We start from the raw sequence: 13,987 nt of genomic DNA on the forward strand, positions 1-13,987 counted from the left end.
GCCGTGAGCCGGTCGGCGACCCCGGCCAGGCAGCGCCCCCCGCGCCGGCCGGCCGCGCCGCCGGCCCTGGCGAGCGCCAGCCGCAACGCCGCGATGCCCTCGTCGATGTCGGCGCCGGGCCGCTCCACCAGACCGTCGGTGTACAGGGCGAGGATCGCGTCCGGCTCCAGCACCAGCTCGGTCACCGGGTACCGGGCGTGCGGATCCACCCCGAGGACGACACCGCCCGGGACGTCGAGCACCCGGGTGCGGCCGTCCGGGCAGCGCAGCAGCGGCGGCGGGTGCCCCGCCCGGGCGATCCTGGTCCGGCCGGTGGCGGGGTCGAGCCGCAGGTAGCAGCAGCTCGCGAACTGGCCCGGGTCCAGGTCGATCAGCAGGTGGTTGGTGCCGCTCAGCACCTCGTCCGGCGGCCGGTCGCCCAGTGCGAACGCCCGTACGGCGCTGCGCAGCTGACCCATGGTGGCCGCCGCCTGCACCCCGTGCCCCTGTACGTCGCCGATGACCAGCGCCAGCCCGTCCCCGGCCTCCACCACGTCGTACCAGTCGCCGCCCACGTCCATGCCCTGGGTCCCCGGCAGATAGCGTCCCGCGGTCTCCACCCGCGGATGCGACGACAGCCGGCGCGGCAGCAGCGCCTGCTGGAGCCCGCGGGCCAGGGCCGCCTCGCTGTCGTAGCGGCGGGCCCGCTCCATCGCGTGCGCGATCAGCCCGGCGAGCGCGGTGAGGACCGAGCGCTCCTGCGTGCTGAAGCCGCGCGGCCGGTCGAAGCCGAGGATGCAGGAGCCCACCGGCCGCCCGGAGGCGATCAGCGGCAGATAGGCCCGGGACCCCACTTCGGCGTCGAGCGCGAGCCCCGGGTAGGCCGCGCCGAGCTGCTGCATCGACTCGAAGAACAGCGGCCGGCCGGTGGTCAGGGTCTCCACCCCCGGAAGGCGCGCGTCCAGCCCGACGCCGTCGAACGGCGCGAGGAACCCCTGCCGGAAACCGGTCTCCCAGGCCAGGTACAGACGCCGGTCCTGGAGCAGGAAGATGGCCAGCCGCCGGCCGCCGAACGCGGGCAGCAGCTCCTGCATCACCACCGCCGACACCTGCCGCGCGGTCACCGCGTCGGTCAGCGCGATGGCCAGCGCGATCGGCCGGTACAACGGCGCCATCGAGCGGTCGCCCACCACCGGGTCGTCGTCCGGGTCCGCCGGCGGCACCGGCGCCACCGCGGGATCCATCCGGCTGGCCGGTTCGAGCGTGCAGGTCAGCACGTCCGCGCCGGGATACACCGAGACGGCCAGCCAGTCGCCCCCGGTGGGGCCGTCCCGGTCGCCGGCCGGCCGCCGCACATGGAAGTGCACCGGGTCGGAGGCGAGCAGGGCGCCGCGCAGCTGGTCGTCGTGGGGCGGCCCGGTCAGCCACGGCATCGCGTCCCACAGCGCACGCCCGAGCAGCCACTTCGGTGGCCGGCCCGCGAGCCGGGCCGCCGCCGGGTTGGCGTACACGACGAGACCCAGCCGGTCCACGCAGAACACGCCCTGCGGCAGCAGGTCCGCGGCGCCCTCGGCGGCGGCCCCCCGACCGGCGTGGAACACCACCCCGCCGACGGCCGGCCCGGCGCCTCCTGCGTCCTGTGGCCACAGCTCCAGCAGCCGCGGTGTGCCGTCCCGGGCCCGCAGACTCAACGTCGCGCCGGGCGGCTCGCCGGCCGCGGTGTCGCGCAGCGCGGCCAGGACGCGCCGCGCGTCGTCCGGGGCCACGGCCTCCGCGAGCGCCGCGGCCGTCCCCGCGAACTCGCCGGGGTACCGGCCGAGGAGCGCGTGCAGCCGGTCGTCGGCGCGCACGGTGTCGGTCACCGGGTCCCAGCTGAACCGGCCCACGGCGGCCCGCGCCGGCCGGCCCGCGGGCGGCCGTACGCACAGCGGCTCCCCGTCCCAGGACACCGCGCCGGGGTCCCCGTCGGCCAGGGCGAGCAGTTCGGCGCCCAGACCCTCGGCCAGCCGGGCCAGCAGCCCCCGGTCGAGGACGCCACCCGCGCCGTCCGTCGCCGCCGGGAGCAGCACCGTGAGCACCCCGAGGGGCTCGGTCCCGCCCGGCACCGGCAGGTACACCGACGCGAAGGGGAAGGGCAGACCGGCCGCGAACTGGGGGTACCGGCGCATGGTCTCCGCGGCGTCCGGCAGCACCACCGGGACGCCCAGCCGGTAGGCGTCGGCGACGGGGAAGGGACGGTCGACGTGCAGCCGCCACCAGGGCCGGAACAGCGGGCCGGGCAGACCCGCGAGCACCGACAGGCGCAGCAGGCCGGGGGTGCCGGACCGCAGGTACACGCCCGCGACCCGGGCGTCGGCCGCGCCGAGGGCGGTGGTCGAGGCGTCGGCGAGCAGCGCGGCCAGCCGGTCCCCGGTACCGATCGTCCGCTCGTCGCTCCCAGCCATCGGACCCGCCTCGTCCCGTGCGCCTCAGCCGGATGACACAGCAAGAATGCGCCACGGGACACGGGGGACGCACCTGGGCGGGCGAGCGGCCGTCACCCGGGCGGCGTGGGCGGTGGTGTCCGGGCGGGGCATCCCGGACGTCTCACACCAGCGCACCGCCCGAGTGGCGGGGCCCCGGGCCCGCTCCTAGTAATGGACTGCGTGATGCCGCGACCGCACGCGGGGGCGCCGGCACGCTCGCACCTTCCTCCTGGAGTCGAGATGACCACCCGCTCTTCCTCCCCCCGACCCGACGACTCGCCGATACCCACGGCACCGGCGGCCACCGTGCTGCCCACGCCGCCCCACCTCCTCGCCTCGTCCACGCGGCCCGCCGGGGAGCGTCCCGACGGCCCCGGGGCGGACGACGGCGCGTACGGCGACCCGCTGCACCGCCTGGTCCACGCGGCCGTCGCCGACCGCCCGCTGGAGGACGTCGTCCGGCTCATCTCCCTGCTGGAGAGCTCGCCCGAGCACGCCCGGACCACGGCGTCCGCGCTGCGCGCGGTCGGCCTCGACCGGTCCGTGGAGGACGTCACCCGCCTGGTGACGCTGCTGACCAAGCCGCCCCGGGGGACCGACAGCGCCGACGAGGTGATCCGCGCCGCCGCCGAGGGCCGCCCGCTGGCGGACGTCTCCCGGCTGGTGCAGCTGCTGCACCAGCGACCCGTGGAGCCCCACTGCGGGGAGGCGGCCGTACGGGCGGTGGCCGTCCACCGGCCCGTCGAGGAACTCGCCGAGCTGATCGACCGGCTGTCGGCGGACCGGGGGACCGGCGAGCGGTCCTGCCCGCAACCGGCGGGGCCCGCGCCCGCCGACGCGCGGCCGGTCTCGGCCGGGTCCGCCGACCAGCAGCCCGGCCCTGGTCCCGGTCCCGGCCCCGGTCTCGATCCCGTCGCCGTCCCGGCCGCCGCCGTGGGCGGCACGCCACCGGTGCTCTCCCCGCCGCCGCGGCCCCCGTGGACACCGCCGTCCACCGACCCTCCGCAGTCCCAGGGAGCCCCGCCGCCTCAGGGAGCCCCGGCGGAGCGGCCCGGCACGGACGAGGACGCCGAGGAACGGCGGGGGAGAAGGCGGCAGCCGGGCAAGAGGCGGTCGAGGACGGAGCGGTCGAGGACGGGGCGGCCGGAGAAGACCCGGCCGCGGAAGGTACGGGTGGCGGGGCAGCCGGCCGGGGACGACCGGGCGCCGACGGCCGGCGCACGGGCCGCCCGGGGCGCCGCGCTGCTGGTGCTTCTGTGCGGGGTGGCGCACGTCCCGCGCTACTGGGCCGGACTCTCCCACGGCGTCCTCGGCGCCACCCTGCTCGCCTCGGCCCTGTGCGGACTGCTGGCGCTCGCCCTCACCGCGCGGGTGGCGGCGGCCCGGCTCATCGCCGCGACGGCGGCCGTCGGGGTGACGGCGGTGCTCGCCGCCGGACGGATGCTCGGCGGACGGCTGGGCCTGCCGGTCCCGGCCCGGCTGGAGGCGGCGACCCTGGCTCCGCCCTGGCTGGCCGGTCCGACGGCCGCCGCTGCCGCCCTCGGGGCCCTCGTGGTCCTGCTGACCGCGCTCACGGTGGGCGGCACGCGGACCGACGGCACCGGCTGAGGCCGCCGTGTCCCGGGCCCCGGACCGGCACCCGTGCGCGGCGCGGTCGGTCAGCCCTTGGTCGTCCCGTCCGGCAGCGGCCGGGCGGAACGCAGACTGCGCAGGGCGAGGAGCAGGACGCCTATGTCGTCCAGGTAGACCGGGTCGGGCAGCAGGTCGGTGGGGAGCAGCAGATAGGCGACCGCGCCCCAGAACACCCACCGCGGGCCCGTCGGCAGCCCCGCCCGCCGCAGTGTCCGCCGTGCGCGCACCAGCCGTACCAGCAGGGCGACGGCGACGACGAGCAGCGCCGCTGCGACACCGGCCCCGATCACCAGCAGGGTCGTGGTCTGATCCATGTGGCTCCTTGTCCCGGCCGCCCCTGACGGCTAGGACGGCCTCTCGTCCGTGCCGCCGCCGGCGCCCGTGCCGTCCTCGTCCTCCCGCACGGTACCGGCCGCGGTGCCGACGACCGCCGTACCGGTCGGGGTGCCGACGGCTGTGCCGTCCGTGGCCGGCTCCGCCTGCGGACGGCCCAGGGCCGTGAGCCTCAGCCGCTCGAACGTCCGGGTCAGCTGCTGGAACGGGGTCGCGGGCCGGGAGTCGGGCCGCTGCTGCGGCAGGGCCGGCGCCGGGACGTCCTGGTAGGCGGCCAGGGCCTCCAGAGCCTGCTCGGCGGCCTGCTTGTACAGGTCCCGGGACTTCGTCATCGCCTCCAGCGCCTCGGCGTACATCGCCACCAGCCGCCGCTCGCTCTCCAGCTTCTCCTGGAGGGTCAGCAGGGCCCAGTGCTCGCGCAGGTCCGCCAGCGCCTCCGCGGCGTCCCGCGGGAGGGGGCGCGGCATGGCCGTGAAGTGCCGCAGGGCCGCGACGAGTCCGGTCGGCTCCGAGCCGTCCAGGAAGACGTTGCGCACGCTGTGCTCCCGGCCGTCGTACGCCTCCGGCGCCGGGTCCGGCGGCAGCAGCACCGCGCCGCCGCGCGGCACCTCGACGCCGAGGTCCTTCAGCGCCCAGTTGACCCCGCGCAGCTGTTGCGGTGCGGCCCGGTGCTCGACCACGCGGTGCCGCAGGCCGGGCGGCAGCAGCCCCGCCAGCGGCAGCCGGCCCCGCTCGTCCGGTGTCATCGCCTCGTGTACGACGACATGGACACACCATGCCTCCCGGGCCGTGTCCCGCAGCCGGCGCCGCATCTCCTTGTCGTCCTCGGGCAGCGGGTTGACCTGCCGGAAGCGCAGACCGGCGACCGTGGGGTGATGGTCCCAGGAGCCGTCGTCCTCGTCGGCGCCGCCGTCGGGCCAGAACAGGGTCGCGGGCGAGGGCCACGCGTCGTCCCACGGCCGCTCCGCCTCCGCGACCAGCCGCCACTCGCGCCCGTGCAGCCGGCCCCGGGGCGGTACGAGGGTGAGCCGGGCCCGTACGGTCACCGTGCCGCCGGCCCGCCAGCGGGCCTCGAAGACAACCAGCTCGGAATCGTCGGGGGCGGGTGGTTCGGCGAAGTCGTCGATGTCCCCGCTCTCCTTGTGCCGGCTCAGGGTGCGGCGCACGAGGTCCTCCGGGGAGGGACCGGTGTGACGCCCCCGGGCCGCCCAGAGGGTCTGCGGGGTGGTGGCGTGGTCGGTGGCGGAGTTCGACATGAGCCAATCTGCCGATGGGAGCGGATGCGTCTCCCAGTATCACCGTTCGGCGGCGCGAGACGGCGGCCGGGGCCCCTCCCCGCGCGTCGTCCGGGGGTGCGACCGGCGCACGGGCGCGCGTCGTACGCCCGGGGGTGTGCGCGGCGCGCAGCCCGTGGCCGCCGGACTCTGGGGGGCGTTACCCGGGGCCCGGGCGGCGGGGTCCGAACGGGCAGGGGGCCGACGCGTCGGCGCCCGCCCCCTGGAACCCCGTGCATCGCCGCCGGCCCCCTGGAACCCGGCGTGGAGCCGGGGCCTTACGCCCCGCTCTCCCGCAGCATGTCCTCGCGCTCGACGATCTTCACCCGCTCACGGCCCTGCGGCTCGCCCAGGGCGCGCTCGGCGGCGTCCAGCGCGTACCAGCCCTCCCAGGTGGTGAACCGGACGTTCCGCTCGGCGAGGAAGGCGTCCACGGCCTCCGGCTCGGGCGCGGTCGGGGTGTGCAGCCGGCCGTTGGCGTGGTCGTCCAGCAGGTTGGCCACGGTCTCGTTGGCGTCGCCCTTGGTGTGGCCGATGAGACCGACCGGGCCGCGCCGGATCCAGCCGGTGACGTAGGTGGACGACAGGTGCGAGCCGCCCTCCTCGATCACCCGGCCGCCCTCGTCCGGGACGGTGCCGGAGTCGAGGTCCCAGGGCAGCTTGGGCAGCTTCTCGGAGAGGTAGCCGACCGCGCGGTAGACCGCGGTGACGTCCCAGTCCTTGAACTCGCCGGTGCCCTTGACGTTGCCGGTGCCGTCCAGGGCGGTCCGCTCGGTGCGCAGACCGACGACCTTCCCGTCCTCACCGAGGATCTCGGCCGGCGACTCGAAGAAGTGCAGGAAGAGCTTGTGCGGACGGTCGCCGACGTCCCGGATCGCCCAGTTCTCCAGCGTCTTGGCGACCATGTCGGCCTGCTTGTTGCCGCGCCGGGTCGCGATCGAGCCCTCGTCGTAGTCGATGTCCTCGGGGTCGACGATGACCTCGATGTTGGGGGAGTGGTCCAGTTCCCGCAGCTCCATCGGGCTGAACTTCGCCTGCGCCGGGCCACGGCGGCCGAAGACGTGGATCTCCACGGCCTTGTTCGCCTTCAGCCCGTCGTAGACGTTCGGCGGGATCTCCGTCGGCAGCAGTTCGTCGGCGGTCTTGGCCAGGACGCGGGCCACGTCGAGGGCCACGTTGCCGACGCCGAGCACGGCGACCTTCTCGGCCTGAAGCGGCCAGGTGCGCGGCACGTCCGGGTGGCCGTCGTACCAGGAGACGAAGTCGGCGGCGCCGTAGGACCCGTCCAGCTCGATGCCGGGTATGCGCAGCTCGCGGTCGGCCATCGCGCCGGTGGAGAAGATCACCGCGTCGTAGAACGCGCGCAGGTCGTCCAGGTTGAGGTCCGTCGGGTAGTCGACGTTGCCGAACAGGCGGATCTGCGGCTTGTCGAGCACCTGGTGCAGGGCGGTGATGATGCCCTTGATGCGCGGGTGGTCGGGCGCGACGCCGTACCGGATCAGGCCGAACGGGGCGGGCATCCGCTCGAAGAGGTCGATGGACACGCCGGGACCGGCGGCCACCTCGGACTTGAGCAGGGCGTCGGCGGCGTAGATCCCGGCGGGGCCGGCTCCGACGATGGCTACCCGCAGGGGGCGCGGCATGATCAGGTTCCCTTCGAGCAGGAAATGGGCGACTTGATCAGGAAGCCTAAACTAAGGCAGACCTTACTAGCTACGGGGGTCTGGTCTATGACCTCATAAGCGGGACTTATGGCCCGTCCAGGGATCGCTTATGCGGTCAGGTCGACCGGATGATCCGGTGGACCGCCGCCTTTCCCGCGCCGTGGACCGACTCCTCGCGGACGGTCGATCCCGGCCCTGGAACGTGCGCCGTCATGCCGCCGCCGACGCGTCGGCCGAGTGCGGGGGTGCCGGTGCCGGTCGTCGAGGTTACGGCGGTGGGCGATGCGCGCCCCGTCCACCGGTGCGCCGACCCTCGGCTGCCCGGCCTCGGCAGCCGTCTGGCGGCCGTGCCGGACCCGGCCCGTGCGGACGGCGACCGCGAAGTCGTCCCGCTCGGCCGGCAGATGGCGGCCGCGTACCGGTGGCTCCGTCGCCACCGGGCGCGTTACCGCGTCGATCTCCTGCCGCTTCACCCGGTTCCGCAGTGTCTCGCGGCAGCCGATGTCGGGGTGCGGCGCGAGAGCTCGCAGGAGCGCGCGCCGGACGCGAAGACGTGTGACACGGCAGGTCTTCGCGTCCGGCACGCGCTGCGCCGGCGACGCCTCTACCGGAGGGTCTTGGCGAGGTAGTTGAACACCGTCTGGTGGAGCAGGTACATCGCCCCCTCGTGGCAGTGTTCCCCCGCGCCGTCGGCACTGCGCATCACGATGTGCTCGTGCGGTGCCCGCAGTTCTGCGGCGAGCTTGGTCGCCTGACCCGCGAAGACCTTGTCGTTCTCCCCTTCGAGGAGGAGGACGGGGGTCTGGATGTTGTGGGCGTCGTCCACGGTCAGGGTGTAGTCGCGGGTACTGCGGACGTACTCGGCGAAGTCGGAGACCCCGTTGACCCAGACACCGTTCTGCAGGCCCCAACGGGCGTTGGTGTCCTCCTTGGCCATCCCTTCCAGGAGGGGGAGCGCCTCGGTATCCCGCTCCTCTTCGACGAGGCGCAACGTTTCGGCCGGAATCGGAGGGTAGGAGGCGTAGAAGCTGAGCAGACCGTCGTTGCACACGATCGCCGCCGACCGGTGGTCGTGGGCCGCGTACCGGGCCACGAGGTATCCACCCAGGCTGTAACCGAAGTGCACGATCTTGTCGTTGTCGATCTCGGGAACGGTCAGCGCGTAGTCGACCACGGGGCCCAGCACGTTCTCCCAGTCCGGCCGGTACGGAACCTTCTTCTCGCGGATCATCCAGCCCTGTCCCGGCCCGTCGTACGCCAGGAAGTTGTAGCCGCGTCGCAGCGCCGCCGCGCCGATGACGAAGTAGCCCTCCTCGCGGGTGGAGTCGAAGCCGTTGGTGTAGATGACGGTGGGACGCGGCTGCCCGCTGTCGTCCACGAGGTACAGGTAACCGGGGATCTCGCCGTCCTCGAACGGGATGGACACCTCGCGGAACGGACCGTCCAGCAGAGCGCCGGCCTTGACCATGTAATCCTTGGACAGTCGCGACAGTTCGAGGACCTGCGGGTCGTTGAGCGGATCCTGGCGGCGGTAGAACTCGGCCGACCGGTAGTAGCTCGACGCGCGCAGGAACGCTTCGCGCGCACTGACCGGGTCGCCGGCCTCGAGCGAATCCTCGCCGCGCGTCGCGATCCGCTCGGCGGTCGCCTTCCAGGCCGCGGTCCAGGCGTCCTCGTCTCCCTCGGGAATCTGCGCCGTGGTCACGATGACCTCGCCGATGTCGGCACCGGCGTCCGCAGCGAATCCCGCGGCGCGCAGAGTCTCGAACTTGAAGGCTTGGTCCTTGAAGATGAATTCCATGGGAAACCCCTTCATTCAGGCGGGCTTGGATACCCGGTTATGCGCTCGGCGTCCATTTGTCACCGATGTCGGCGCGGTGGCGGCGCGCTCTCGGAGAACGTCGCCGCTGTTGAAAAACGTAGCCGCCGTCGACGCGCTCCGCTGAGGGAGGATTCGCCCCGGCGAGCCGTCGGAAGCCGTGGAATTGAGTCTGGAATTAAGTCAGTTGGAAGGTTTAGCCCCTGGTGGTCAATGCGACGACGCAATCGGAGTCCGCCTGAGCCGCGAAGCGGAAATGCTTTGAATGGTGCGCTGCCGGGCATCGCACTGTACGCCCCTGTGCAAGGTGAGCCCTCGTGCATCGCTTTCGCGGTGTCTCTTACGAGTCCTGTTGGCCGTGCTCGTTTGTGAGGGGCGGTCGGCTCGCTGGAAACCCCTTGTGGGAGCGCTCCCAAGAGTTCAGGATGTGGGCATGCCGCCCCTGGATCACACCCCGCTGATCAGGCCCTACCGCCCCACCGACCGCGACGCCGTGGCCGATGTCTGCGTCCGCACCGCGCACTTGGGAGGGGACTCCCGGGCGATCCACCCCGACCTGCGCCTCATGCCGTCGATCTTCGCCGAGCCGTACTGCCACTTCGACCCCGGCCTCGCCTTCGTGCTGGACGACGGCACCGGGCGGGTCGTGGGGTACATCCTCGGCACCGCGGACACCGAGCGCTTCGTCGCGGACTTCCGGCAGAGCTGGATACCGCGGCTGGCCGGCCGTTACCCGGAGCCCGCCGGGCCGCCCCGCACCCCCACCGAGGAGATGATCCGGCTCCTGCACCACCCGGAACGGATGCTCGTACCCGAACTCGCCGGTCACCCGGCTCATCTCCACATCGACCTGCTGCCGGGCCGGCAGGGGCGGGGGCACGGCCGACGCCTGCTGCACACCTTCCTCGACGCCCTGCACGCACGGGGCGTCCCGGCGGTCCACCTCGGTATGGTCACCGCCAACACCCCGGCCCGCGCGTTCTACGACCGGGTCGGCTTCCACGAGATCCCGGTCGCGGACGCCGGCCCGCTCACCTATCTGGGCCGGGCCACGAGCCGGGAGTGAGCGGGGTGCGGGCGGTGGCCGTCAGACGAGCGTGAGGGACTGCTTGGCGAGGTCGTACGCGGGCCGCATCTCCTCGTGCTCCCCGGTGTCCATACCGCCGAGGTGCAGGACGACCGGGCCGTCGGGCGTGGCGACGGCGAAGGCGCTCTCCTTCTTCGTCTCGTCCAGGAGCTTGCTCGTGTAGAGGTACTCCACCTCCACCGCGGCGAGCCCGCCGCCGGTCTTGAAGGAGTGGTACTTCTCCTCGCTGACGTTGTCCTCGGCGGCGACGAACGCGCGCAGCGCACCGCCCGCGTCCGTGTCGCCGGGCTTGCCCGTCCACACGCGCAGGAAGCCGATGTTGCCGGCCGGCTTGGCGTCGATCTCGCAGGCCATGGTGACCGGCCCCTGCCGCAGCAAGGCATCGGCCAGCTCCCCGCCCAGGTCGCCGTCGCCGCCCTTCGACGCCTTGGACAGATCCTTCCCGGCGTCGACCGGCTTGGCCTTCCAGTCCTCGGCGATGTCGAACCGGACCGGGAGTTCGCAGGCGGACCCGGCCGGACCGACCGTACCGCCGCGGGCCGCCGCCGTACCCTTCGCCGCCGTGTCCCCGGCCGCCGCTCCCTTGGCGCTCGGCGACGCGCTCGCGGACTTCCGGCCGTCGTCGTCCGCCGTCTCCGCGCACCCGCCGAGCATCGCCGCGAGCGCCGCCGCGACGACCACCCGGCCGCCGACCGTCCCCACCCTGACCTGCACTGTCGTCTCCCCTTCGGTTCGGAGCCGTCACTGTAACCGAGGGGTGTGACAGCGCCGCACGGGATGTCCCGGCGTACCGGGGCCCGCCGGCGCCCGGGTCAATCCGCCGCGCGCCGCGCCAGCAGGAACAGCTGGGGTTCGGGGGAGGCGTCGGGGTGGGCCGGGGTGAACAGCGTCCGCTCCTCGGCCAGCACCGTCAGGCCCGCTCCGGTCACCAGCCGGGTGAAGTCCTCGGCGGCGAAGCTGGTCACCCGGACCGGCTGCCCCATGAAGACCCCGTCCGCGTCCTCCGCGTCCAGCGGTACGGTGGCCAGCGCGACCAGGCCGCCCGGCCGCACCGCTCGGGCCAGCTTCGCCACGACGGCGGTCTGCTCCGCGCGGGTCATCTGGAGCAGCGAGAAGTATCCGCACACGGCGTCGAACGACGCCTCCGCCAGCGGCGTCTCGCGGATGTCGGCGAGCCGGAACTCCGCGCCGGGCACCTGCCGGGCGGCCAGGCCGACCATGACGGGTGAGACGTCGATGCCCAGCACCCGGTGTCCGGCCCCGGCCAGGGTCTCGGCCGTCGGCCGTCCCGTGCCACTGCCCACGTCCAGCACCCGGCTGCCCGGCGGCAGCAACTCCAGCAGCCGGCCGAGCGACGCCCGGTGCGGCGCGGAGGACGCGAACGCCCGCTCGTAGGCGGCTCCCAGCGCGTCGAACACCACGGCGGCCGGTGCCCGGCTGTCCTCCTCGGCCACGGCGACCCCTTCCGTCCCGTCCCGTGCGCGACGCGCCCCGCGCGCGTCCGTCACACCGCCTGCCGCGCCCCGCCGTTTGCGAGGGGCGACGGTCGCACGGCAGGGTGCGGGATGTGCCTACCCTGCTGATCGTCCACCACACTCCCTCGCCGAACTGCCAGGCGCTGCTCGAAGCCGTCGTCTCGGGCGCCACGACACCGGAGATCGAGGGCGTCCGCGTCGTACGCCGGGCGGCCCTGTCGGCCACCGCCTCCGACGTGCTCGCAGCCGACGGGTACCTGCTCGGCACGCCCGCCAACCTGGGGTACATGTCAGGCGCGCTCAAGCACTTCTTCGACCAGATCTACTACCCCTGCCTGGACGAGACCCGGGGCCGCCCCTTCGGCTTCTACGTGCACGGCGGCAACGACGTCACCGGCGCGGTCCGGGCCGTCGGGACCGTCACGACCGGTCTCGGCTGGCGCCGGGCGGCGGAGCCGGTGACGGTCACCGGCGAGCCGGGCAAGGCCGACACACAGGCGTGCTGGGAGCTGGGCGCCACGCTCGCGGCGGGCCTGATGCCCGACGCCTGATGCCCTGCGCCTGATGCCCTGCGCCCGCCCGCCCGCCGCGCCGAGCCGGGGTCCGGGGCCAGGTCCGTCGTCCGAGCGCTCCGTGCCCGTCGCGCGGCCACCGTAGCGGTCCTCGTAGGGTGCGCGACCGCCTCCTGACGCGTGCCACGGCTCAGCGCACCCGTTCGGCCGCCGCGCGGGTGAGGTGACGGCGTGGCGCCGAGGTGTCCCGGGACCGGCCCGGGCCGGGCGCGGGCGCGTCGGCGAGCGGCCGGACGAAGAGGCTGACGGTGGCCTCCTCCGCGAAGCCGTTGCGGCGCATCAGCTCGGCGGAGGCGGTGTTGCGGCGCTCCACGTCCGTGACCACGCACACCGCGCCGGCCGCCGCCAGCCGCGCACAGCACTCCTTGACCAGCCGGGAGGCCACCCCGCGTCCCTGGTAGTCCGGGTCGACCGCGATCCACTCCAGGTAACCCCAGTCGGCGCGCTGCTCGAAGGAGAGGGAACCGAGCACGAACCCGGCGACCCGCTCGCCGTCGAGGAGCACCAGGCAGGCCGGGTCCGGCGCGTCCAGGTGCCCGGCGACGGCGGACAGCGACCAACCGGTGTACGGCATCGCGTCGGTGTCGTAGACCCGGCGACCGAGTTCCAGTACGGCGGCCAGGTGCTCGAAACCGAGCGGTCGCAGCGTCAGCTCGGTGGCGGGAGGGCCGGGGGGACCCGGTGCGGTGTGGGGGGCGTCGGGGTCGTAGGGCGCGTCAGCCATGGGCACTCCTTCGAGGCGGCATTTCGCAGCATATGTCCGCATCGTCGGCCGGGCGCGGCCGGGCACGGCCGGGTACAGCCGGTTCCGCCGGGGCTGCCCGCCGGGTGCGCCCGGCCGTCGTACGGCACCCGGCGCGCGGGTGCCGTGCCATGTCGTTCGTAAGGGGCCGTGTCGTCTCGTGAGGGCTCAGTGGCAGTGCGCGGGCGCCGTGGTGTCGTGCCGGTGCCAGACGGCGTCGACCACCCGGCCGTCGGGCAGGGTGTGCCGGGCCGGGCCCCGGTCGGGCACCAGGCCCGCGCGGGTCAGGGCCCGCCGGCTCGCGGTGTTCCCGGGTTCGGCCCCGGCCCGGACCGTGGTCAGCCCGAGATGGGAGTGGGCCAGCCGCACGCCCGCCCGGAACAGCTCCGTGCCCAGTCCCTGGCCCCGGCAGCCCGGTGCCAGCCAGCCGCCCATCTCCCCCCGGTGCTGCTGGAGTTCCAGGGCGCCGGCGTAGCGGAGGTCGGACCGGCGCACGCAGACGAGGAGCAGCGGGTCGTCGGGGCCGGGGGCGTACGGCTCGGCCAGGACCTCGGGGATCCGGCGGGCGTCGTCGCCGGCCGGCCGCCAGTCCAGCAGGGCCCGGCGGAGGGCGGGATCGGGCAGCACCTCGCCGGCCTTGGTGCCGAGCCAGCGCTGCGCCTCGTCGTCCGCGCTCGCCGCGAGCGCCGCCACCAGGTCCAGCCGGGTGCGGGGGGTGAACAGCAGCAACCGCGGGGTCTCCAGCACGTGCCGGCCGGGCGCGCACCTCCCCGGGACGGGCAGACCGGACGTGGTCCGACGGCGGCGGATGAGCGACCAGACCATGGATCCCCCGGTGGTGCGGTGCGCGCCGCGGACGCGGAACACCTGCGGAACCGGGTCGGCGGCGGGTGCGGACGATCCGCACCGGCGGTGAATCTAGCGGGTCGGCCGCCCGCGGGGTCA

General features: G+C 74.5%; 12 protein-coding genes. 3 read left to right on the forward strand and 9 right to left on the reverse strand.

Features of this window, described 5'->3' with window-relative positions:
- A partial coding sequence (locus IF37_RS0135375; protein ID WP_030752631.1) for a SpoIIE family protein phosphatase occupies nt 1-2,423 on the reverse strand: 2,423 nt, incomplete at its 3' end.
- 261 nt (nt 2,424-2,684) lie between these two features.
- Here IF37_RS0135375 and IF37_RS0135380 point away from each other — a divergent pair.
- Nucleotides 2,685-4,052: a hypothetical protein gene (locus tag IF37_RS0135380; RefSeq protein WP_063886443.1), complete on the forward strand. Its 1,368-nt coding sequence runs from the start codon at nt 2,685-2,687 to the stop codon at nt 4,050-4,052.
- 50 nt (nt 4,053-4,102) lie between these two features.
- On the opposite strand, the gene IF37_RS0135385 is transcribed toward IF37_RS0135380, so the two are convergent.
- The 4 genes from IF37_RS0135385 to IF37_RS0135405 all read right to left on the reverse strand — a co-directional run bounded on the left by IF37_RS0135385 (nt 4,103) and on the right by IF37_RS0135405 (nt 9,148).
- Nucleotides 4,103-4,390: a DUF1232 domain-containing protein gene (locus tag IF37_RS0135385; RefSeq protein WP_030752637.1), complete on the reverse strand. Its 288-nt coding sequence runs from the start codon at nt 4,388-4,390 to the stop codon at nt 4,103-4,105.
- Between the two features lie 30 nt (nt 4,391-4,420).
- Entirely contained in the window at nt 4,421-5,665 is a 1,245-nt protein-coding gene (locus IF37_RS0135390) for a hypothetical protein (protein ID WP_253915940.1), read from the reverse strand.
- Between the two features lie 296 nt (nt 5,666-5,961).
- Entirely contained in the window at nt 5,962-7,326 is a 1,365-nt protein-coding gene (locus IF37_RS0135395) for an FAD-dependent oxidoreductase (protein ID WP_030752643.1), read from the reverse strand.
- A gap of 625 nt (nt 7,327-7,951) precedes the next feature.
- Nucleotides 7,952-9,148, reverse strand: coding sequence for a S9 family peptidase (locus IF37_RS0135405; RefSeq protein ID WP_030752649.1), 1,197 nt, complete (start codon nt 9,146-9,148; stop codon nt 7,952-7,954).
- 451 nt (nt 9,149-9,599) lie between these two features.
- Here IF37_RS0135405 and IF37_RS0135410 point away from each other — a divergent pair, with 451 nt between their 5' ends.
- Nucleotides 9,600-10,232 (forward strand): N-acetyltransferase, encoded by a 633-nt coding sequence (locus IF37_RS0135410; protein WP_030752652.1) that lies wholly within the window; start codon nt 9,600-9,602, stop codon nt 10,230-10,232.
- A 21-nt stretch (nt 10,233-10,253) separates the two neighbouring features.
- Here IF37_RS0135410 and IF37_RS0135415 read toward each other — a convergent pair whose 3' ends face one another.
- Both IF37_RS0135415 and IF37_RS0135420 read right to left on the reverse strand, forming a co-directional pair.
- Nucleotides 10,254-10,967, reverse strand: coding sequence for a lipoprotein (locus tag IF37_RS0135415; protein WP_030752655.1), 714 nt, complete (start codon nt 10,965-10,967; stop codon nt 10,254-10,256).
- Between the two features lie 98 nt (nt 10,968-11,065).
- Nucleotides 11,066-11,707, reverse strand: coding sequence for a bifunctional 2-polyprenyl-6-hydroxyphenol methylase/3-demethylubiquinol 3-O-methyltransferase UbiG (locus tag IF37_RS0135420; protein WP_030752658.1), 642 nt, complete (start codon nt 11,705-11,707; stop codon nt 11,066-11,068).
- A 113-nt stretch (nt 11,708-11,820) separates the two neighbouring features.
- Here IF37_RS0135420 and IF37_RS0135425 point away from each other — a divergent pair, with 113 nt between their 5' ends.
- Nucleotides 11,821-12,279 (forward strand): flavodoxin family protein, encoded by a 459-nt coding sequence (locus IF37_RS0135425; protein WP_030752661.1) that lies wholly within the window; start codon nt 11,821-11,823, stop codon nt 12,277-12,279.
- 151 nt (nt 12,280-12,430) lie between these two features.
- Here the strand turns inward: IF37_RS0135425 and IF37_RS0135430 are convergent, their stop codons facing one another.
- Nucleotides 12,431-13,024 carry a GNAT family N-acetyltransferase gene (locus IF37_RS0135430; RefSeq protein WP_079166033.1) on the reverse strand — a complete coding sequence of 198 codons (594 nt, stop codon included), beginning with the start codon at nt 13,022-13,024 and terminating at the stop codon, nt 12,431-12,433.
- A 186-nt stretch (nt 13,025-13,210) separates the two neighbouring features.
- On the reverse strand, nt 13,211-13,867 hold the full coding sequence (locus IF37_RS0135435) for a GNAT family N-acetyltransferase (RefSeq protein ID WP_030752665.1): 657 nt from the start codon (nt 13,865-13,867) through the stop codon (nt 13,211-13,213).
- Nucleotides 13,868-13,987 lie beyond the last annotated feature (120 nt).

The organism is Streptomyces sp. NRRL S-31, assembly GCF_000718775.1.
Classification (GTDB): Bacteria; Actinomycetota; Actinomycetes; order Streptomycetales; family Streptomycetaceae; genus Streptomyces.

Excerpts from the sequence above, each read along its gene's own strand:
- IF37_RS0135380 (WP_063886443.1), top strand. The coding sequence starts at position 2,685 with ATGACCACCCGCTCTTCCTCCCCCCGACCCGACGACTCGCCGATACCC.
- IF37_RS0135385 (WP_030752637.1), bottom strand. The coding sequence starts at position 4,390 with ATGGATCAGACCACGACCCTGCTGGTGATCGGGGCCGGTGTCGCAGCG.
- IF37_RS0135390 (WP_253915940.1), bottom strand. The coding sequence starts at position 5,665 with ATGTCGAACTCCGCCACCGACCACGCCACCACCCCGCAGACCCTCTGG.
- IF37_RS0135395 (WP_030752643.1), bottom strand. The coding sequence starts at position 7,326 with ATGCCGCGCCCCCTGCGGGTAGCCATCGTCGGAGCCGGCCCCGCCGGG.
- IF37_RS0135405 (WP_030752649.1), bottom strand. The coding sequence starts at position 9,148 with ATGGAATTCATCTTCAAGGACCAAGCCTTCAAGTTCGAGACTCTGCGC.
- IF37_RS0135410 (WP_030752652.1), top strand. The coding sequence starts at position 9,600 with ATGCCGCCCCTGGATCACACCCCGCTGATCAGGCCCTACCGCCCCACC.
- IF37_RS0135430 (WP_079166033.1), bottom strand. The coding sequence starts at position 13,024 with ATGGCTGACGCGCCCTACGACCCCGACGCCCCCCACACCGCACCGGGT.
- IF37_RS0135435 (WP_030752665.1), bottom strand. The coding sequence starts at position 13,867 with ATGGTCTGGTCGCTCATCCGCCGCCGTCGGACCACGTCCGGTCTGCCC.